At 74.6% G+C, this 16,876-nt stretch carries 20 protein-coding genes, 4 tRNA genes and 1 pseudogene; 19 read left to right on the plus strand and 6 right to left on the minus strand.

The annotated features are described in order from the left end of the window. Window positions 1-232 precede the first annotated feature (232 nt). Window positions 233-505, minus strand: a complete 273-nt coding sequence (locus DQ241_RS15200; RefSeq protein ID WP_113831034.1) for a hypothetical protein — start codon at window positions 503-505, stop codon at window positions 233-235. Window positions 506-652: 147 nt separating this feature from the next. On the opposite strand from DQ241_RS15200, the gene coaE reads away from it, so the two are divergent. Both coaE and DQ241_RS15210 read left to right on the plus strand, forming a co-directional pair. Continuing rightward, window positions 653-1,249, plus strand: a complete 597-nt coding sequence (coaE, locus tag DQ241_RS15205; protein WP_113831035.1) for a dephospho-CoA kinase — start codon at window positions 653-655, stop codon at window positions 1,247-1,249. Continuing rightward, a complete protein-coding gene (locus DQ241_RS15210) occupies window positions 1,242-1,751 on the plus strand; it encodes a GNAT family N-acetyltransferase (RefSeq protein WP_233492456.1) in 510 nt (169 codons plus the stop codon). The genes coaE and DQ241_RS15210 overlap by 8 nt, the downstream gene beginning before the upstream one ends. Before the next feature lie 57 nt (window positions 1,752-1,808). Here DQ241_RS15210 and DQ241_RS15215 read toward each other — a convergent pair. The 4 genes from DQ241_RS15215 to DQ241_RS15230 form a co-directional block, all read right to left on the minus strand. Further along, a tRNA-Val gene (locus DQ241_RS15215) sits at window positions 1,809-1,880 on the minus strand. Window positions 1,881-1,935: 55 nt separating this feature from the next. Further along, window positions 1,936-2,006, minus strand: a tRNA-Cys gene (locus DQ241_RS15220). A 41-nt stretch (window positions 2,007-2,047) separates the two neighbouring features. After that, a tRNA-Gly gene (locus DQ241_RS15225) sits at window positions 2,048-2,120 on the minus strand. An 83-nt stretch (window positions 2,121-2,203) separates the two neighbouring features. Further along, on the minus strand, window positions 2,204-2,662 hold the full coding sequence (locus tag DQ241_RS15230) for an SsgA family sporulation/cell division regulator (protein WP_113831036.1): 459 nt from the start codon (window positions 2,660-2,662) through the stop codon (window positions 2,204-2,206). A 233-nt stretch (window positions 2,663-2,895) separates the two neighbouring features. On the opposite strand from DQ241_RS15230, the gene DQ241_RS15235 reads away from it, so the two are divergent. Next, window positions 2,896-3,384, plus strand: a complete 489-nt coding sequence (locus tag DQ241_RS15235) for a TIGR02611 family protein (RefSeq protein WP_233492457.1) — start codon at window positions 2,896-2,898, stop codon at window positions 3,382-3,384. Between the two features lie 26 nt (window positions 3,385-3,410). After that, a tRNA-Val gene (locus DQ241_RS15240) sits at window positions 3,411-3,482 on the plus strand. 79 nt (window positions 3,483-3,561) lie between these two features. On the opposite strand, the gene DQ241_RS15245 is transcribed toward DQ241_RS15240, so the two are convergent. Beyond that, entirely contained in the window at window positions 3,562-4,122 is a 561-nt protein-coding gene (locus DQ241_RS15245) for a dihydrofolate reductase family protein (protein WP_113831037.1), read from the minus strand. A gap of 170 nt (window positions 4,123-4,292) precedes the next feature. Between DQ241_RS15245 and DQ241_RS15250 the strand changes: the two genes are divergently transcribed. The 15 genes and pseudogenes from DQ241_RS15250 to ruvB all read left to right on the plus strand — a co-directional run bounded on the left by DQ241_RS15250 (window position 4,293) and on the right by ruvB (window position 16,855). Beyond that, window positions 4,293-4,697, plus strand: a complete 405-nt coding sequence (locus DQ241_RS15250; protein ID WP_113831038.1) for an HNH endonuclease — start codon at window positions 4,293-4,295, stop codon at window positions 4,695-4,697. Window positions 4,698-4,706: 9 nt separating this feature from the next. Next, window positions 4,707-5,249, plus strand: a complete 543-nt coding sequence (locus DQ241_RS15255; RefSeq protein WP_113831039.1) for an MOSC N-terminal beta barrel domain-containing protein — start codon at window positions 4,707-4,709, stop codon at window positions 5,247-5,249. 10 nt (window positions 5,250-5,259) lie between these two features. Then, window positions 5,260-6,372, plus strand: coding sequence for a CapA family protein (locus DQ241_RS15260; RefSeq protein WP_233492459.1), 1,113 nt, complete (start codon window positions 5,260-5,262; stop codon window positions 6,370-6,372). A gap of 55 nt (window positions 6,373-6,427) precedes the next feature. After that, window positions 6,428-8,467 (plus strand): threonine--tRNA ligase, encoded by a 2,040-nt coding sequence (gene thrS, locus DQ241_RS15265; protein WP_113831041.1) that lies wholly within the window; start codon window positions 6,428-6,430, stop codon window positions 8,465-8,467. After that, a complete protein-coding gene (locus DQ241_RS15270; RefSeq protein WP_233492460.1) occupies window positions 8,464-9,069 on the plus strand; it encodes an HIT domain-containing protein in 606 nt (201 codons plus the stop codon). The genes thrS and DQ241_RS15270 overlap by 4 nt, the downstream gene beginning before the upstream one ends. Next, window positions 9,069-9,686 carry a phosphatidylinositol phosphate synthase gene (pgsA, locus tag DQ241_RS15275; protein WP_113831042.1) on the plus strand — a complete coding sequence of 206 codons (618 nt, stop codon included), beginning with the start codon at window positions 9,069-9,071 and terminating at the stop codon, window positions 9,684-9,686. Before DQ241_RS15270 ends, pgsA begins: the two co-directional genes overlap by 1 nt. Beyond that, window positions 9,683-10,642: a phosphatidylinositol mannoside acyltransferase gene (locus tag DQ241_RS15280; RefSeq protein ID WP_113831043.1), complete on the plus strand. Its 960-nt coding sequence runs from the start codon at window positions 9,683-9,685 to the stop codon at window positions 10,640-10,642. The genes pgsA and DQ241_RS15280 overlap by 4 nt, the downstream gene beginning before the upstream one ends. Further along, window positions 10,642-11,850: a glycosyltransferase family 4 protein gene (locus DQ241_RS15285; protein WP_113831044.1), complete on the plus strand. Its 1,209-nt coding sequence runs from the start codon at window positions 10,642-10,644 to the stop codon at window positions 11,848-11,850. The genes DQ241_RS15280 and DQ241_RS15285 overlap by 1 nt, the downstream gene beginning before the upstream one ends. Before the next feature lie 10 nt (window positions 11,851-11,860). Continuing rightward, on the plus strand, window positions 11,861-12,403 hold the full coding sequence (locus DQ241_RS15290) for a hypothetical protein (RefSeq protein ID WP_113831045.1): 543 nt from the start codon (window positions 11,861-11,863) through the stop codon (window positions 12,401-12,403). A 6-nt stretch (window positions 12,404-12,409) separates the two neighbouring features. Next, window positions 12,410-12,979, plus strand: a pseudogene (locus DQ241_RS21470) (heparan-alpha-glucosaminide N-acetyltransferase domain-containing protein); the annotation flags it as partial. Between the two features lie 208 nt (window positions 12,980-13,187). Then, a complete protein-coding gene (locus tag DQ241_RS15300; protein WP_113831046.1) occupies window positions 13,188-13,535 on the plus strand; it encodes a hypothetical protein in 348 nt (115 codons plus the stop codon). Window positions 13,536-13,685: 150 nt separating this feature from the next. Further along, window positions 13,686-14,447 carry a YebC/PmpR family DNA-binding transcriptional regulator gene (locus DQ241_RS15305; protein ID WP_113831047.1) on the plus strand — a complete coding sequence of 254 codons (762 nt, stop codon included), beginning with the start codon at window positions 13,686-13,688 and terminating at the stop codon, window positions 14,445-14,447. Between the two features lie 82 nt (window positions 14,448-14,529). Beyond that, on the plus strand, window positions 14,530-15,099 hold the full coding sequence (ruvC, locus tag DQ241_RS15310; RefSeq protein WP_113831048.1) for a crossover junction endodeoxyribonuclease RuvC: 570 nt from the start codon (window positions 14,530-14,532) through the stop codon (window positions 15,097-15,099). A gap of 8 nt (window positions 15,100-15,107) precedes the next feature. Then, complete coding sequence (gene ruvA, locus DQ241_RS15315; RefSeq protein WP_233492461.1) at window positions 15,108-15,734, plus strand: Holliday junction branch migration protein RuvA; 627 nt, start codon at window positions 15,108-15,110, stop codon at window positions 15,732-15,734. Next, complete coding sequence (ruvB, locus tag DQ241_RS15320; RefSeq protein WP_199584589.1) at window positions 15,731-16,855, plus strand: Holliday junction branch migration DNA helicase RuvB; 1,125 nt, start codon at window positions 15,731-15,733, stop codon at window positions 16,853-16,855. The genes ruvA and ruvB overlap by 4 nt, the downstream gene beginning before the upstream one ends. The last annotated feature ends 21 nt before the right edge of the window (window positions 16,856-16,876 follow it).

Raw genomic sequence — 16,876 nt, forward strand, 5'->3', positions numbered from 1 at the left:
CCGGCGTTGCCGGGCCGGGCGCGCCGGCTCCCTGCTCGTCCTCGCGGCGCGGGCCTGCCCTCCGGTGCATCCCTGCCCTCGCGGTGCGGTGGTCGGCCTCGCCGTCGACCGCGCACCTCGCTACGACACCGCGAGGTCGAGGTGGGCGCGTCTCCCGCGAGACGCGCGAGAGGCCCCGCGGACCACTGGTCCGCGGGGCCTCTCGCGTTCCCTGCGAGGGGAGGCTGCCCTGCTACAGGCTGAGGATGATGGCGAACGCGGTGCGCGGGCGGCCGCCGTTGCCGGCCAGGAAGGTCCAGGTGTGCCGGCCGGTCGGCGGGGCCTGGAAGAGCCAGCGCAGGAACGAGTTGCGGGGGGCCGGAGCGGGGCGCTGGAACGCCATGCGCTCGCGGACGGCCGGGATGTCGGTGCAGCGCACCCCGGTGGGCGTGCCGAGCCGGTGCCGGCCGGCGCCACGGCGGGCAGCACGGGTCGACGGGGTACCGGCGGACGTGGCAACGGACATGGTTCGGTTCTGCCTCTCTCGGCGGGGAAGTTCGCCGGGACGGACGTTATCGGTGGGACTCGTGTGACTGGTGCGACGCGCCGGTCGACACGCACCCGTGTTATCTCTTCGTGACCAACACCGGCGTCGGCTCGCTACTGTCCGTGCATGCTGCGGATCGGACTGACCGGTGGGATCGGCTCGGGCAAGAGCACGGTGGCGAAGCTGCTCGTCGAGCGGGGCGCCGTCCTGATCGACGCCGACCGCATCGCCCGCGAGGTGGTGGCACCCGGCACCCCGGGTCTGGCCGCGGTCGTCGACGCGTTCGGCGACGGGGTGCTGACCGCCGACGGCGCCCTCGACCGGCCCGCCCTGGCCGCGCTCGTCTTCGCCGACCCGCAGGCGCGGGCCCGGCTGGACGCCCTGGTCCACCCGCTGGTGCGCGCCCGGTCCGCTGAGCTGCTCGCGGAGGTCCCGGACGGCGCCGTCGTGGTCAACGACGTCCCCCTGCTGGTCGAGACCGGCCAGGCGGCCTCCTACGACCTAGTGCTCGTCGTCGAGGCCGACACGGAGACGCGGGTGGCGCGCCTCGTGGGCCGGGGCTTGACCGAGGACGACGCGCGCGCCCGCATCGGCGCGCAGGCGACCGACGAGCAGCGCCGCGCCGTCGCCGACGTCGTCCTGGACAACACCGGCACCCCCGAGGAGCTCGCCGCCCAGGTCGACCGGTTCTGGGTGGAACGGGTCGAGCCGGCCCGTGGCTGATCCCGCACGGGTCGAGCTGCAGCCGGTCGGCGAGGCGCTGCTCGACCAGCTCGTGGCGGCAGCGCTCGACGGTGCCGCGGCCGACGAGGTCACCCCGGCCGTGACGCCGGGGGAGGGGTGGACGCCCGAGCGGGTGGAGTGGCTGCGCGCGTTCCACCGCGACCGCCGTCCCGGGCTGGACGGCCCGGCGGCAGAGGCCACCTGGGCGGTCGTGGAGGTCGCCGGTCGGGCGCGGGTCGTCGGCGGCGCCCGGCTCCGGCGCCTGGCCGAGCCGGGCGTCGTGGAGGTGGGGCTCTGGCTCGCGCGCGACGCCCGCGGCCGCGGTCTGGGCGCCGAGGCCCTCGGTCTCGTGGTCGACCGGGCGAGGGCGGCCGGCGCCCGACGGGTCGTGGCCGACACGGCTCCCGGCAACCGCGGCGCTCTCGCGGCGCTGCGGTCGGTGGGCTTCGCCACACGGGTGGACCGGGAGGGGGTCCGGGCCCAGCTGCCGCTCAACGGCTAGCGACTCCCGGAACGGCAGAACCCCAGGCGCCGGATCGGCGTCCTGGGGTTCTCGTTGTGGGCGATACTGGGATCGAACCAGTGACCTCTTCCGTGTCAGGGAAGCGCGCTACCGCTGCGCCAATCGCCCGGCCCGGTCTCGCGACCGGTCCCTCCTCCGCGCTCGTGCTCCGCGGGGGAGAACGAGGTGGAGACGGGATTTGAACCCGTGTAGACGGCTTTGCAGGCCGTTGCCTCGCCTCTCGGCCACTCCACCGCACGCGGGCGCTGATCTCTCGATCAGCGCCCGAGGTTCCGAGCGGACGACGGGATTCGAACCCGCGACCCTCACCTTGGCAAGGTGATGCTCTACCAACTGAGCCACGTCCGCGTTGCAGGGAGAACATTACCTGACCCGATCCGGGGCTTGCGAGGGGGGGTCCCCGGAGGGGGTGTCAGGCCTGTTTCCCCAGGTCAGCGCCCCGACGGGTCCGTTCCGCCGTTGGACAGCAGGGCGTGCAGCTCGTCGTCGAGGGCGAGCAGGTCGCTCTCCGTCCCCGAGGGCACCATCGCCTCGGTCTGCCGGAGGAACCCGGCGACGGTGGCGCGGGACAGCTCGAACAGCGCCTCACCCGAGGGTGCGCGCAGGTGCAGGAACAGGACGTCGGCGGCCGCGTGCGCCGGCCAGATGCGCACATCACCCTCGCCGGCCGGGGCGTCCAGGCCGGCGCGGAGGAGCTCGCGGCTCACCAGCCACGCGATGCCGTCGTCCGCGGCGGCGTCGTCCTCGCCGAGGTCACCGAAGGCGATCCGGACGGCGTAGGGGTCGGAGATCTCGTAGCAGAGCAGCGCCGGCACCTCGGTCCACGACTGCGGCCCGATGAGCTGCAGCGTGATCGGCGAGGTGTGCCCGGGAGTCCATCGGCTGGCCATGTCAGGTCAACGACGTCCCGGTCGGGAAGTGACGTGGTTCGTCACTCCTGTCACACACGTACCAGCCGCCACGGTTCTCGGTCACGCCTCCCTATGTGTCCGCCGATGGGGGTTCGGAAACGGGATCACGCGGGTTCCTCCCGGACGGGGGAACAGCAGCCCCGGCGGCCCCACGCGGCCCCGTAGGCTGCGGGGCAGGCCGTCGTCCCGACGGCACGAGCACGACCGGGCGGGTGACGAGGCTGAACGGACCGGAGACGACGGCGCCCGAGCGGCACCGGGAGACCCGTGACGAACGGATCGCCCGGTACGACGAGGACGACGTCCGCAGCCTGCGCGAGCGCGTGGCCGACACCGCCTGGCGTCGCCGGCTGGCCGCGCGGCGCAGCGTCAACCACGGGTACCGGGTGGCGGTCGGTGTCGTCGGCGGCCTGATCGTCGCCGTGGGCCTGGCGACCATCCCGCTCCCCGGGCCGGGCTGGCTCACGGTCATCGCCGGGCTGTTCGTCCTGGCGTCGGAGTTCACCTGGGCCGAGCGGCTGCTGGAGTTCACCCGGAAGCACGTCAAGCGCTGGACCGACTGGGTCAGCACGCAGCCGATCTGGGTGCGGGTGCTGATCGGGCTGCTGACCGCGGCCTTCGTCTACGGCGTCCTGGTGGTGACCCTGCACCTGCTCGGTGTTCCCGGATGGGTGCCGGGGTGGGTGCCGCTCTGGCGGTGAGCATCTGGCACAATCGACGACGCACCGGGCGATTGGCTCAGTGGTAGAGCGCTTCGTTCACACCGAAGAGGTCACTGGTTCGAACCCAGTATCGCCCACCCGCACGGAAGGGCCGGGCTCCCGGGAAACGGGGGCCCGGCCCTTCGCCGTGTTGCGGCCGCGACGTCCGGGGGCGGCTCAGCGCGTCCGGTACCGCGCGTAGAGCAGGCCGCTGGCGAAGGCCCGCTCCTCGACCAGCTCGAGGTCCAGGCGCACCCCGTCGGGGAAGAAGCGCTTGCCGCCGCCGACGACGCTCGTGGTGAGGAACAGGTGGTACTCGTCCACCAGCCCGGCCCGGATCGCCTGGGCGGCCAGGGTCGGTCCGTCCACGGTGAGGTCGGAGCCGGACCCGTCCTTCAGCCGGCGGACCGCCTCCGGGTCGAAGCTCCGCTCGAGCCTGGTCCGCTCGCTCGACACCTGGTCCAGCGTCGTGGAGTAGACGACCTTCTCGGCCGCCTGCCAGTCCCGCGCGTACTGCACGACGAACGGCGGGGCGTCGGGCAGCTCGTGCGCCGTCTCCCAGAAGACCATCGTCTCGTACATGCGCCGGCCGTAGAGGTACGTGCCCACGTGCCGGAAGGTGTCGCCGATGAAGGTGTGCACCTCCTCGTCGTCGGCGGCGCCCCAGCCGAGGTCGCCCTCGGTCGCCTCGGCGTAGCCGTCCAGCGAGGTCACCATCGAGTAGATGAGCTTGGCCATGCGGGATCCCTCCGGGTCGCGGCGCGACGGTCGGCTCCCCGCGCTCGTGGGCTGTGACCTGTGCGGCCGCTCGATCTCATCGCTCTCGTCGTCCAGGTGGTGGTGCTCGTGGCCGGGTTCCGGCGATCCGGGATGCGGAGCACCGGCGTCGTCGGCCGGAACGGGGGACCATGGGCAGGGTGGGAACGCAGCCCGGTCGCGCGCAGCGCCTCCGCTCCGCCGTCGACCGGGACGGCGCCACCTGCATCTGGTGCGGCCGGGCGTTCGGTCCCCTGGTGCCGCCGACGCGGGAGCACGTCGTGCCCCGGGTCAAGGGCGGCCCGTCCTGGCTGGAGAACGAGGTCGCGGCCTGCCGGAGGTGCAACTCCGAGCGCGGCCACCGCGGCCCCGTGGAGTGGCTGGAGGAGTGCGACCGACGCGGCTGGTCGCCCGACGAGCCCCGCCTGGCGCGGGCGCTCACCGCGCTGGCCGGTGCCATCGCCCGGGAGGGCGGTCAGCGGCGGGCACGGCCGTACCTGGACGCCCAGCTGCGCCGGCTCCGCCGCCGGGGCGGCGGTGCCGCGGTCCCGGCCTAGGGTCGAGCCGTGACGACCGACGGCACGGTGGCGGGCATCTGGATCTACCCGGTCAAGTCGATGGCCGGCGCGGCACGGGAGCGGGTGCGGCTGACGCCCACCGGCCCCGAGGGCGACCGGGCCTGGACCCTCGTGGACGCCACCACGGACGAGGTGGTGCGGAGCAAACACGCCCCGGGACTCACCGGCGTCGCGCCGACCGGCGACCCGGCGGCCGACGAGCGCGCCGCCACCGCGGTGCTGGGTCGCCCCGTGCGGCTGCGCGCGGTGGAGGGGTCCGGCGCCGACGCCGCCGCCGTGCACCTGGTCTCCCGGCAGGCGATCGACCGAGCCGGGGCCGGCGACGTCCCCGAGGGGTGCTCGGCCGAGGACCCGCGGGCCAACGTCGTGCTCGACCTGCCCGACGACGACGAGCGCACGTGGGTGGGGCGCACCGTGCGGATCGGGACCGCCGAGCTGGTGGTCACCCGCACGCCCAAGCACTGCCTGGGCGTCTACGCCGAGGTGCGACAGCCCGGCGAGATCACCGTCGGGGACGCCGTCCTGCTCTAGCCTGCCGGTCGTGCGCCGCTGGGTGGCCGCCGCGGCGGCCGTGCTCCTGACCGCCGCCTGCGGCGCGGAGCCGGGGACGCCGGAGAACCCGGCCCCGGCGCCCGACCCCCGGGCGACCGCGACGGCGCCGCCGGAGCCGGAGAGCTTCACGCTCGTGGCGACGGGGGACGTGCTCGTCCACCAGGGACGCCGGCTCACCGACGGGGCGCAGCGGCCCGACGGGTCCTACGACTTCAGCGGCGTGTTCGCCCCCGTCTCCGGGATCATCGGCGACGCCGACCTGGCGATCTGCCACCTGGAGACGCCGGTCGCGCCGGAGGGCGGCCCGTACCGCGGCTACCCGAGCTTCGCCGTCCAGCCGGAGATCGTCGACGCGCTCGCCGGCGCGGGCTACGACCTGTGCTCCACCGCGTCCAACCACTCGCTGGACGACGGCTTCGAGGGGCTCACCCGCACGCTGGACGCGCTCGACGCGGCCGGGATCGCGCACGCGGGCACCTACCGCAGCCAGGCCGAGGGTCAGGAGCCGGTGCTGGTCGACGTCGGCGGGGTCACGGTCGGGCACGTCGCCGCCACCTTCAGCCTCAACGGGGTGCCGCTGCCGCCCGGGCGGGAGTGGTCGGTCGACGTGGCCGCGGTCCCGGACGTCGAGGGGGTCCTGGCCGCGGCCGGGCGGGCGCGGGCGGCGGGAGCCGACGTCGTCGTCGCCAGCCTGCACTGCTGCCAGGAGTACCGGAACGACCCGACCGAGACGCAGGTGGCGGCGGTCCGGGCGCTGCTCGCGTCGCCCGACGTCGACCTCGTGCTGGGCCACCACGCGCACGTGGTGCAGCCGTTCGAGCGGATCGACGGGAAGTGGGTGGCCTACGGCCTGGGCAACCACGTCGCCGAGCACGCGACCGAGGGGTACCCGACCGAGGACTCCGTCGCCGCCCGCTTCACCTTCACCCGCGGGGACGACGGCCGGTTCGCGGTGGCGCACGCCGAGGCGGTGCCGCTGCGCATCGAGATCGGCACCGGGGTCCAGGTGGTGCCGGCCGATCCGGTGAGCTGGTCGCGGATCTTCGAGGTCCTCGACCGGCGGGGCGCGGTGGCCGCCGGGCTGGACGTCGTCCGGGACTGAGCCCGGCGCGCACTAGGCTCGGGGCGTCTGCCCGCCTGATCCCTGGAGCGTCCCCGTGCCCACGCAGCCCTCGCCCACCGCCGTCGGTCCCGTCCGGGTGCCGGCCGGGACGACTGCCGCGGACGCGCTCAAGGCGGCCGGCGTCCCGCTCAAGGGACCCGACGGCGCCGTCGTCGTCCGCGACGTGGCCTCCGGCGACCTCAAGGACCTGGCGTGGGTGCCCGACTCCGACGCCGAGGTGGAGGCGGTCGCCGCCTCCAGCGAGGACGGCCGCGCGGTCATCCGGCACTCCACCGCGCACGTGCTCGCGCAGGCGGTGCAGGACCTGTTCCCCGGCACCCGGCTGGGCATCGGCCCGCCGGTCGAGAACGGCTTCTACTACGACTTCGACCCCGAGCGCCCGTTCACGCCCGAGGACCTCAAGGCGCTCGAGAAGCGGATGCAGGAGATCGTCCGGGCCGGTCAGCACTTCGCCCGGCGCGAGATCAGCGACGACGACGCGAAGGGCGAGCTGGCGCACGAGCCGTACAAGCTCGAGCTGATCGGGCTCAAGGGCGGCGCATCCGACGCCGCCGAGGGTGCCTCCGTCGAGGTCGGCGGGGCGCAGCTGACGATGTACGACAACCTCGACCCGCGGTCCGGGGAGCGGGTGTGGACCGACCTGTGCCGGGGTCCGCACCTGCCGCGGACGAGCAGCATCCCGGCGTTCAGCCTGACCCGGTCCGCCGCGGCCTACTGGCGGGGGAGCGAGAAGAACCCCCAGCTGCAGCGCATCTACGGCACCGCCTGGGAGAGCAAGGACGCGCACAAGGCGTACCTGGAGCACCTGGCCGAGGCCGAGCGCCGCGACCACCGCCGGCTGGGGGTCGAGCTGGACCTGTTCAGCTTCCCCGACGAGATCGGCTCGGGCCTGGCCGTCTTCCACCCCAAGGGCGGGGTGATCAAGCGGGAGATGGAGGACTACGTCCGCCGTCGGCACATCGAGGAGGGCTTCGACTACGTCGGCACCCCGCACATCACCAAGAGCGGGGTGTTCGAGACCTCCGGCCACCTGCCGTACTACGCGGACACGATGTTCCCCGGCATGGAGCTGGAGAACAGCGAGTACCGGCTCAAGGCCATGAACTGCCCCATGCACAACCTGATCTTCCGGTCGCGCGGGCGGTCCTACCGCGAGCTGCCGCTGCGGTTCTTCGAGTTCGGCACCGTCTACCGGTACGAGAAGTCCGGCGTCGTGCACGGCCTGACCCGGGTACGCGGGCTGACCCAGGACGACTCGCACAGCTACGTCACCCCGGAGCAGGCGCCGGGCGAGATCCGGCACCTGCTGGCGTTCGTGCTCGGCCTGCTGCGCGACTTCGGCCTGGACGAGTACTACCTCGAGCTGTCCACCCGCGGCGACGACCCGGACAAGCAGGGCAAGTTCATCGGCTCCGACGAGGAGTGGGCGGTCGCCACGCAGGTCCTCGAGGACGCGGCGAAGGAGACCGGGCTGGAGCTCGTCCCCGACCCGGGCGGTGCCGCCTTCTACGGCCCGAAGATCTCCGTCCAGGCCAAGGACGCCATCGGCCGCACCTGGCAGATGTCGACCATCCAGTACGACTTCAACCAGCCGGCCCGGTTCGGCCTGGAGTACACGACGCCCGAGGGCGGCCGCGCGCAGCCGGTGATGATCCACTCGGCGAAGTTCGGCTCGATCGAGCGCTTCTTCGGCGTCCTCACCGAGCACTACGCCGGCGCCTTCCCGGCCTGGCTGGCCCCGGTGCAGGTCGTCGGCATCCCGGTCACCGACGACCAGGTGCCCTACCTGCGCGACGTCGCGCTGAAGCTGAGGGCGCGCGGCATCCGGGTGGAGATCGACGACTCCGACGACCGGATGCAGAAGAAGATCCGCACCGCCAGCAAGCAGAAGGTGCCGTTCGTCCTCATCGCCGGGGCCACCGACGCCGAGGCGGGCGCGGTCTCCTTCCGCTACCGCGACGGCTCCCAGCGCAACGGGGTGCCGGTCGACGACGCCGTCGCCCAGGTCGAGGCGTGGATCGCCGCGCGGCACAACGCCGACCCGACCGCGGAGACCCCGCAGGTGGCCGGATGAGCGCGCCCCTCGACGGACCCGGGTGGGCCGGGGGCGATGAGCCCTACCGGATCGCCGTCTCCTCCGACGACGGTGGCCCGGCCACCGTCTTCCAGCACCTGTGGACGCCCTACCGGATGGCCTACATCCGCGGCGAGGGCAAGCCGACCGGCGCGCACGACTGCCCGTTCTGCGTCATCCCCACGATGACCGACGAGGAGGGCCTGGTCGTGGCCCGGGGGACGACGGTCTTCGCCGTCCTCAACCTGTACCCGTACAACGCCGGGCACCTGATGGTCGTGCCGTACCGCCACGTGCCCGACTACACCGACCTCACCGCCGAGGAGGTCGCGGAGCTCGGCGCCTTCACCCAGACGGCGATGCGGGTCGTGCGCACGGTGGCCGGGGCGCACGGCTTCAACATCGGGATGAACCAGGGCTCGGTCGCCGGGGCCGGCATCGCCGACCACCTGCACCAGCACGCCGTGCCGCGCTGGGGCGGCGACACCAACTTCATGCCGGTCGTCGGGCTCACCCGCGTGCTGCCGCAGGTGCTGCGTGAGACCCGGGCGCTGCTGGCCGCGGCGTGGCCCGCGCGCGTGCCCGAGGGCGAGGAGGCGTAGTGCTCGGCGTCAACGCGCGCCCCGCCGTCGCGAAGGTCGTCAAGCCGGTCGTGTCCCGGCTGAACCGGGCCGGGGTCACGCCGGACGCGGTCACCGTCACCGGCACGGTGGGTGCGGTCCTGGGCGCGGTCCTCCTGATCGGCACGGGGCACCTCTTCTGGGGTGCCTTCACGGTCACGCTGTTCGTGCTGCTCGACATGCTCGACGGCGCGCTGGCCCGCCTGCGCGGGGGCGGCTCGGTGTTCGGCGCGGTCCTCGACTCCGTGGGCGACCGGGCGGCCGACGCCGCGATCTTCGGCGCCCTCGTCTGGTGGTACTCGGGGGAGGGCGACAACCGGCTGCTCGTCCTGCTGGCCCTGCTCTGCCTGGTTCTCGGCGTCCTCACCAGCTACATCAAGGCCCGCGCGGAGGGCATGGGGTTGTCCTGCGACGTCGGGATCGTCGAGCGCACCGAGCGGCTGATCCTGGTGCTCACCGGCACGGGCTTCACCGGCCTGGGCATCCCGTACGCCGTGCACGTGGCCCTGTGGGTGCTGCTGGCCGGCAGCGCGGTGACCGTCGGGCAGCGCGTGCTGGCGGTGAAGCGGTCCGCCGCCGGACGCCGGATCGAGCCGTGAGCGGCGCCCGCGAGCGGCTGCTGGCCGGCCTCACCGACGCGGGTTACGGGGCCGGCTGGCGCGTGGTCCGGATGCTGCCCGAGCCGTGGGCCCGCGGCGCCTTCGACCGGGCCGGGCGCTGGGCGGCCGGGCGCGACGGGAAGGGCGTGCGCCAGCTGCGCGCGAACCTCCGGGTGGCCACCGGCGGCACCCTGTCCGAGAGCGACCTCGACGAGCTGACCGGGCGGGCCATGAGCTCCTACGCCCGGTACTGGCAGGAGGCGTTCCGGCTGCCGACCCTGACCGCCGACCGGATCCGCCGCGACAGCGTGCTGCCCGGGATCGAGCACATCGCCCGGGCCCGCGCCGAGGGGCGCGGCGTCATCGTCGCCCTCCCGCACAGCGGCAACTGGGACGCCGCCGGCGCGTGGTTCGTCGACTGGCTCGGCGGCCCGTTCATGACCGTCGCCGAGCGGCTCAGGCCCGAGTCCCTGTACCGGCGCTTCCTGGAGTACCGCGAGACGCTCGGCTTCCGGGTGGTGCCGCTGACCGGCGGCGAACGGCCCAGCTCCGAGGTGCTGCGCGACTGGCTGGCCGACGCCGGCGTCGCCTGCCTGCTCGTCGACCGGAACCTCGGTGCCGGCGGCGTCCCCGTCTCCTTCTTCGGCCGACCGGCCACCATGCCGTCGGGTGCCGCGCTGCTCGCCGAGCGCACCGGCGCGGCCCTCGTGCCGGCGGTCTGCCAGTTCACCCCGTCCGGCTGGCGGGTCTGCGTCCACCCGGAGGTGCCGGTGCAGGGCCCGGGCCGGCTCAAGGACCGGGTCGCGGCCGCCATGCAGGGGGTGGCCGACGCCTTCACCGCCACGATCGCGACCCAGCCCGAGGACTGGCACATGCTCGGCCGGATCTGGGCGGACGTGCCACCCGACCCGCCCGCCGCGCAGCGGGCCGGGGCCTCCCGGGAGGTCCGGGTCTGATGCGCATCGGCCTGGTCTGCCCCTACCAGTGGGACGTGCCCGGCGGGGTGCAGTACCACGTGCGGGACCTGGCCGAGACGCTGCGCGGGCTGGGCCACCACGTGGAGGTGCTGACCCCCGCCGAGCGCGAGGAGTCCATCGACGACCCGTTCATCACCTTCGCCGGCCGCACCGTGCCGGTGCCCTACAACGGCTCGATGGCCAGCGTGCAGTTCGGACCGGTGTCGGCCGCCCGGGTCCGCCGCTGGCTGCGGGACGGGCGCTTCGACGTCGTCCACGTGCACGAACCAGCGCCCCCGTCGGTGTCGCTGCTGGTCTGCATGATCGCCACCGGGCCCATCGTCGCCACCTTCCACACCGCGACGACCCGCTCCAAGTGGCTGGCCGCCTGGGGGCCGGTCGTGCGCCCGTGGCTGGAGCGGATCAGCGGCCGGATCGCGGTCTCCGACTTCGCCCGCCGGGTGCAGGTCGAGCACCTGGGCGGCGACGCGGTGATCATCCCGAACGGCGTGCACGTGGGCTTCTTCGCCGACGGCCCGACGTTGCCGGCGGCGATCCGCGGCGACGGCCCCACGATCGGGTTCGTCGGCCGCTTCGACGAGCCGCGCAAGGGCCTGCCGGTGCTGCTGGAGGCCCTGCGCACCGTCGTCGCCACCCACCCGGGGGCCCGGCTGCTGATCGCCGGGCGCGGGAACGCCGACGCGGTGAGCGCGCTGATCGGCGAGGACCTCCGGCCGCACGTCGCGCTGCTCGGCGAGGTGAGCGAGGCCGACAAGGCCGCGCTGCTGCGCTCGGTGGACGTGTACTGCGCGCCGAACCTGCTCGGCGAGTCCTTCGGCGTGATCCTGATCGAGGCGATGGCGGCCGGCGCGCCCGTGGTCGCCAGCGACCTGGACGCCTTCGCCCGCGTGCTCGAGGACGGGACGGCCGGGGTGCTGGTCCGCCGCGGGGACCCCGGCGCGCTGGCCCGGGCGCTGGTCGACGTGCTCGGCGACAGCGAACGGCGGGCCGAGCTCTCCGCCCGCGGCTCGGCGGCCGCGGCGCAGTACGACTGGCAGGTGCTGGCCCGCCGGATCCTGGCCGTCTACGAGACCGTCCTCCCCGCCGGTGGGGGAACGGTGACCGCGGGGGAGCACGAGGACTTCCCGGCGATCCCGCCGACCGCCTCGCGGCCGCGGTCCTCCCGCAGGCGGTGGGTGCCCCGCTAGCGTGAGTCCCATGACCGCCCAGGCCCTCCTGCTGCTCGCCGCAGCGGTGCTCGTCGTGCTGGTGGCCTGGACCGGCTGGACGCTCACCCGGCTCCGCCGGCTCGAGGGACGGGTGGCCCGGGCACGCAACGCGCTGGAGACGCAGCTGCAGCGCCGCGCCGGGCTGGCCGAGGAGCTGGCACGGCAGTACCCCGCTGCCCTGGGCGAGGAGCGCGCCGCCCGGCTGGCCGCGGTCGCCGCCGCGGTCCGCGCCCCCGCCGGGGGCGACCGGGAGGTCGCCGAGAACGCCCTCGGCCGCGAGCTCCGCGAGCTCCCGCCCGACCTGGTCGGGGTGCCGGTCTCGCTGCGGACCGACCTGGCGGGCACCAGCACGAGGGTCGTCCTGGCCCGGCGCTTCTACAACGACGCGGTGCGCGACACCCAGGCCCTGCGGCACCGCCGGCTCACCAGGCTCCTGCGGGTGCACGCGTCGCGGCCCATGCCGCGCTTCTTCGACATCGACGACCGGCTGACCGGCACGCTGGTCGGCGCCGACCGGCACCGCGGGGCCTGAGCCGGCGTGCCGCCGGAGGCCCCGGGGCGGATCGGGGGGATCGACCTCGCCCGCGGCCTCGCCGTCCTCGGCATGTTCGGCGCCCACCTGGGCCTGGACGACCGGCTGGGCTGGTCGCCCTCCTCCTGGGGAGCGGTCGTGCACGGCCGCCCGTCGATCCTCTTCGCCACCCTGGCGGGGGTCTCCATCGCCCTGCTGTCCGGCGGGCACGAGCCGGCGACCGGGGACGCGCTGGTGCGGGCCCGGGTGCGCGTCTTCGTGCGGGCCGCCTGGATCTTCCTCATCGGTGGCCTGCTGGAGCTGCTCGACACCTTCGTCGCGGTGATCCTCGGCGCGTACGCGGTCCTCTTCGTGCTGGCGCTGCCGGTGCTCGGCTGGTCCCCGCGCCGCCTGCTGCTGCTCGCTGCCGGGCTCACCGTGGTCGCGCCCCCCGTCATCGTGGGGGTCGGGCAGATCGCGGTGGACCACGGCGACGAGGAGCTGCCGTTCGTCGCGCTCACCGTGACCGGGTTCTACCCGGCGCTGCTGTGGTGGGTGTTCGTGCTCGTGGGCCTGGCGATCGGGCGGCAGGACCTGCGCCGCGCCGGCGTGCGCGCCCGGCTGGTGGGGTGGGGCAGCGCCGCGGCGGTGGCGGGCTACGCGGGGGGGATGGCTGAGCGCCCGGGAGTTCGGCGGCGGTACGGCGGCAGCCGAGGGGCTGGACGCCGGCATCGCGGCCGACCGGGGCACGTGGGAGCTCTCGTGGTTCTCGGGGGCGTGGCCGCACAGCGGGACGCCGTTCGAGGTGGTCGGCTCCACCGGGGTGGCCGTCGCCGTCCTCGGGGTGTGCCTGGTGCTCGCCGATCTGCTGCCGGTGCTGACCGCGCCGTTCGAGGCGGTCGGGGCCCTGGCGCTCACCGTCTACAGCGCGCACATAGTCCTGATCTGGGCGCTGTGGACGGTGGACCCGTTGCGCGAAGGGGGCTCCGCCACCTGGCTGCTGTTCGCGGGGACCGCCCTCGTCGGGGCCGCGGCCTGGCGCGCGGCGCGGGGGCGCGGACCCCTGGAGCGCCTGCTGACCTGGAGCTCCCGCGCCGCGGCGGGGGAGCGCTCCCCGGCTCGGGCGGATCACCGTGCGGGAGCGCGACGGTAGGATCTCCCCGGCGCACCGGCACTCCGGTGGCCGACGACTTCCGTCCCCGACCAGAGCGGGGACCGCCGGGTGCAGCACCGCGCGCGGGCCCCGTCCGCCGTTGCCCGGCCGACCAGGCCGGCGCCCGTGCCGGGACGAGAGGGGAACGCCGTGAGTGGCCACTCCAAGTGGGCGACGACGAAGCACAAGAAGGCCGGGATCGACGCCAAGCGGGGCAAGCTCTTCGCCAAGCTGATCAAGAACATCGAGGTCGCCGCGCGCACCGGTGGGGGCGACCCGGCCGGCAACCCGACGCTCTACGACGCCATCCAGAAGGCGAAGAAGAGCTCGGTCCCCAACGACAACATCGACCGCGCCGTCAAGCGCGGCTCCGGTGCCGAGGCCGGCGGTGTCGACTACCAGGGCATCACCTACGAGGGGTACGCCGCCGGCGGCGTCGCGGTGCTGATCGAGTGCCTGACGGACAACAAGAACCGCTCGGCCATGGAGGTGCGCACCGCCATGACCCGCAACGGGGGCTCGATGGCCGACCCGGGGTCGGTGTCCTACCTCTTCTCCCGCAAGGGCGTCGTCGTCGTGCCCAAGGCCGACGGCGTGGACGAGGACACCGTGCTCATGGCCGTGCTCGACGCGGGCGCCGAGGAGGTGCGCGACCTCGGCGACACCTTCGAGGTGGTCAGCGAGCCCGGCGACATGGTCGCCGTGCGCACCGCCCTGCAGGACGCCGGCATCGACTACGACTCCGCCGACATGGGCTTCCTGCCCAGCGTGCAGGTGGAGCTGGACGAGGACGGCGCGGCCAAGGTCTTCCGGCTGATCGACGCCCTCGAGGACCTCGACGACGTGCAGAACGTGTACGCCAACTACGACGTGCCCGACGACGTCATGGAGAAGGTCGCCGCCGACGCCTAGCGGGGCGTGTCGGGCGTCCGGCGTCGGTCCTTCCGGTTAGCGTGGGTCGAACACCCGTTCGGCTCGCACCAGGAGGCGCTGCATGCGCGTGCTCGGCATCGACCCCGGCCTCACCCGGTGCGGGTGGGGGGTCGTCGAGGGCCGTCCCGGTGCGCGCCCGACCGCGCTCGGCGTCGGCGTGATCCGCACCCTGCCGGAGCTGGACCTGGAGCTGCGCCTGCTCGAGCTGCACACCGCGGTCACCGCGCTGCTGCGCGAGCACCGGCCCGACGTCGTCGCGGTCGAGCGGGTCTTCACCCAGAACAACAAGGGCACCGGGCACGCCACGGCGCAGGCCGCGGGCGTCGCCGCGCTGGCGGCCGCCCAGGCCGACCGGCCGGTCGCCTGGCACACGCCCAGCGAGGTCAAGGCGGCCATCTCCGGCAACGGCCGCGCGGACAAGGAGCAGGTCACCCTCATGGTCACCCGCGTGCTCGGCCTCTCCGAGGCGCCCAAGCCGGCCGACGCCGCCGACGCGCTGGCCCTGGCGGTCTGCCACGCGTGGCGCGGCCCGGCCCAGCAGCGGCTGCGCTCGGCCGCACTGGCCGGTGGCATCGGCGCGCCCGTCGTCCAGCGCACGCTGCCCCGCTGGCAGGGGGCGGCGGCCCGATGATCGCCTCGGTGAACGGCCGGGTCGCGGCCGTGGGACCCGACGGCGCCGTGGTCGAGGTCGGCGGCATCGGCCTCGCCGTCCAGTGCACGCCCGGCACGATCGCCCGGCTGCAGGTCGGCGAGAGCGCCCGGCTGGCCACCAGCCTCGTCGTGCGCGAGGACTCGCTGACCCTCTACGGCTTCGCCGACGACGACGAGCGGCAGACCTTCGAGCTGCTCCAGACCGCCAACGGCGTCGGCCCGCGGCTGGCCCAGGCGGTGCTGGCCATCCACCCGCCGCGGGAGATCCGCCGCGCGGTGTCGATGGGCGACCTCAAGGCGCTCATGCAGGTGCCGGGCATCGGCAAGAAGGGCGCCGAGCGGCTCGTGCTGGAGCTGCGCGACCGGCTGGGCTCGACCAGCACCGACACCTCGCTCGACGCGCCGGCCGCCGCCGGGCTGCCCGCGGTGACGCCGGTGGCGCCCTGGCGCGACCAGCTCACCTCCGCGCTGGTGGGCCTGGGCTGGAGCGCGCGGGAGGCCGACGGCGCGGTGCTGCAGCTGGCGCCGGTGGCCGACGAGCAGATTGCGGCGACCGGGTCGGTCGAGGTCGCCGTCCTGCTGCGGCAGGCGCTCCAGCTGCTCGGTAGGGCATGAGCGCGCCGTTCGACCGGTCGCTGACCGGTGAGCTGGTCGCGGGCTCGGACCAGGAGTGGGCGGTGTCGCCGCAGGCCGGCGACGAGGAGCGGGTGGTCGAGTCCGCACTGCGGCCGCACTCGCTGCATGACTTCATCGGCCAGCCCAAGGTCGCCCGCCAGCTCGCGCTGGTGCTCGAGGGCGCCAAGCGGCGGGGGCGGACGCCGGACCACGTGCTGCTGTCCGGCCCGCCCGGGCTGGGCAAGACCAGCCTCGCGCTGATCATCGGCTCGGAGCTGGGCACCTCGGTCAAGATCACCAGCGGCCCGGCGATCGAGCGCTCCGGCGACCTCGCCGCGATGCTGTCCAACCTCGCGCCGGGCGACGTGCTGTTCATCGACGAGATCCACCGCATCGCCCGGCCGGCCGAAGAGCTGCTCTACATGGCGATGGAGGACTTCCGCGTCGACGTCGTCGTCGGCAAGGGGCCCGGGGCCACCGCGATCCCGCTGGAGATCAACCCCTTCACGCTGGTCGGCGCCACGACGCGCGCCGGGCTGCTCACCGGGCCGCTGCGCGACCGGTTCGGCTTCGTCGGCCAGATGGAGTTCTACGAGCCGGCCGAGCTGCAGCGGGTCCTGGCCCGCAGCGCCGACCTGCTCGGCGTCGAGCTGACCCCCGAGGGCTCCGCGGAGATCGCCGGTCGCTCCCGCGGCACGCCGCGCATCGCCAACCGGCTGCTGCGCCGGGTCCGCGACTACGCGGAGGTCGAGGCCGACGGTCGGGTGACCCGGGAGGTCGCCGAGGCTGCGCTCGCGCTCTACGACGTCGACCACCTCGGGCTGGACCGGCTCGACCGCGCCGTCCTGGAGGCGCTGGTCGTCAAGTTCGGCGGCGGCCCGGTCGGCGTCGCGACCCTCGCGGTGGCCGTGGGGGAGGAGCCGCACACCGTCGAGGAGGTCTGCGAGCCCTTCCTCGTCCGGGCCGGGCTGTTGGCCCGCACATCGCGCGGCCGGGTGGCCACCGAGGCGGCGTTCGCCCACCTGGGCCGCCCCGTGCCGCAGGGCGGGGTGCCACTCGGTCGAGTCACAGCAGACCCACTGGTCGCGGGGGCTTCCGCCGAGACGCTGTTCGACGCCTAGACTGCGGGGCGCTGGCGCGCA

Origin of the sequence: Blastococcus sp. TF02A-30 (genome assembly GCF_003319185.1) — a bacterium.
In the GTDB taxonomy this organism is placed as follows: domain Bacteria; phylum Actinomycetota; class Actinomycetes; order Mycobacteriales; family Geodermatophilaceae; genus Blastococcus.

Bases quoted from the DNA above. Each gene is read 5' to 3' on its own strand.
- DQ241_RS15200 (WP_113831034.1), bottom strand. From the start codon at position 505: ATGTCCGTTGCCACGTCCGCCGGTACCCCGTCGACCCGTGCTGCCCGC.
- coaE (WP_113831035.1), top strand. From the start codon at position 653: ATGCTGCGGATCGGACTGACCGGTGGGATCGGCTCGGGCAAGAGCACG.
- DQ241_RS15230 (WP_113831036.1), bottom strand. From the start codon at position 2,662: ATGGCCAGCCGATGGACTCCCGGGCACACCTCGCCGATCACGCTGCAG.
- DQ241_RS15245 (WP_113831037.1), bottom strand. From the start codon at position 4,122: ATGGCCAAGCTCATCTACTCGATGGTGACCTCGCTGGACGGCTACGCC.
- DQ241_RS15250 (WP_113831038.1), top strand. From the start codon at position 4,293: ATGGGCAGGGTGGGAACGCAGCCCGGTCGCGCGCAGCGCCTCCGCTCC.
- DQ241_RS15270 (WP_233492460.1), top strand. From the start codon at position 8,464: ATGAGCGCGCCCCTCGACGGACCCGGGTGGGCCGGGGGCGATGAGCCC.
- DQ241_RS15285 (WP_113831044.1), top strand. From the start codon at position 10,642: ATGCGCATCGGCCTGGTCTGCCCCTACCAGTGGGACGTGCCCGGCGGG.
- DQ241_RS15290 (WP_113831045.1), top strand. From the start codon at position 11,861: ATGACCGCCCAGGCCCTCCTGCTGCTCGCCGCAGCGGTGCTCGTCGTG.
- ruvC (WP_113831048.1), top strand. From the start codon at position 14,530: ATGCGCGTGCTCGGCATCGACCCCGGCCTCACCCGGTGCGGGTGGGGG.
- ruvB (WP_199584589.1), top strand. From the start codon at position 15,731: ATGAGCGCGCCGTTCGACCGGTCGCTGACCGGTGAGCTGGTCGCGGGC.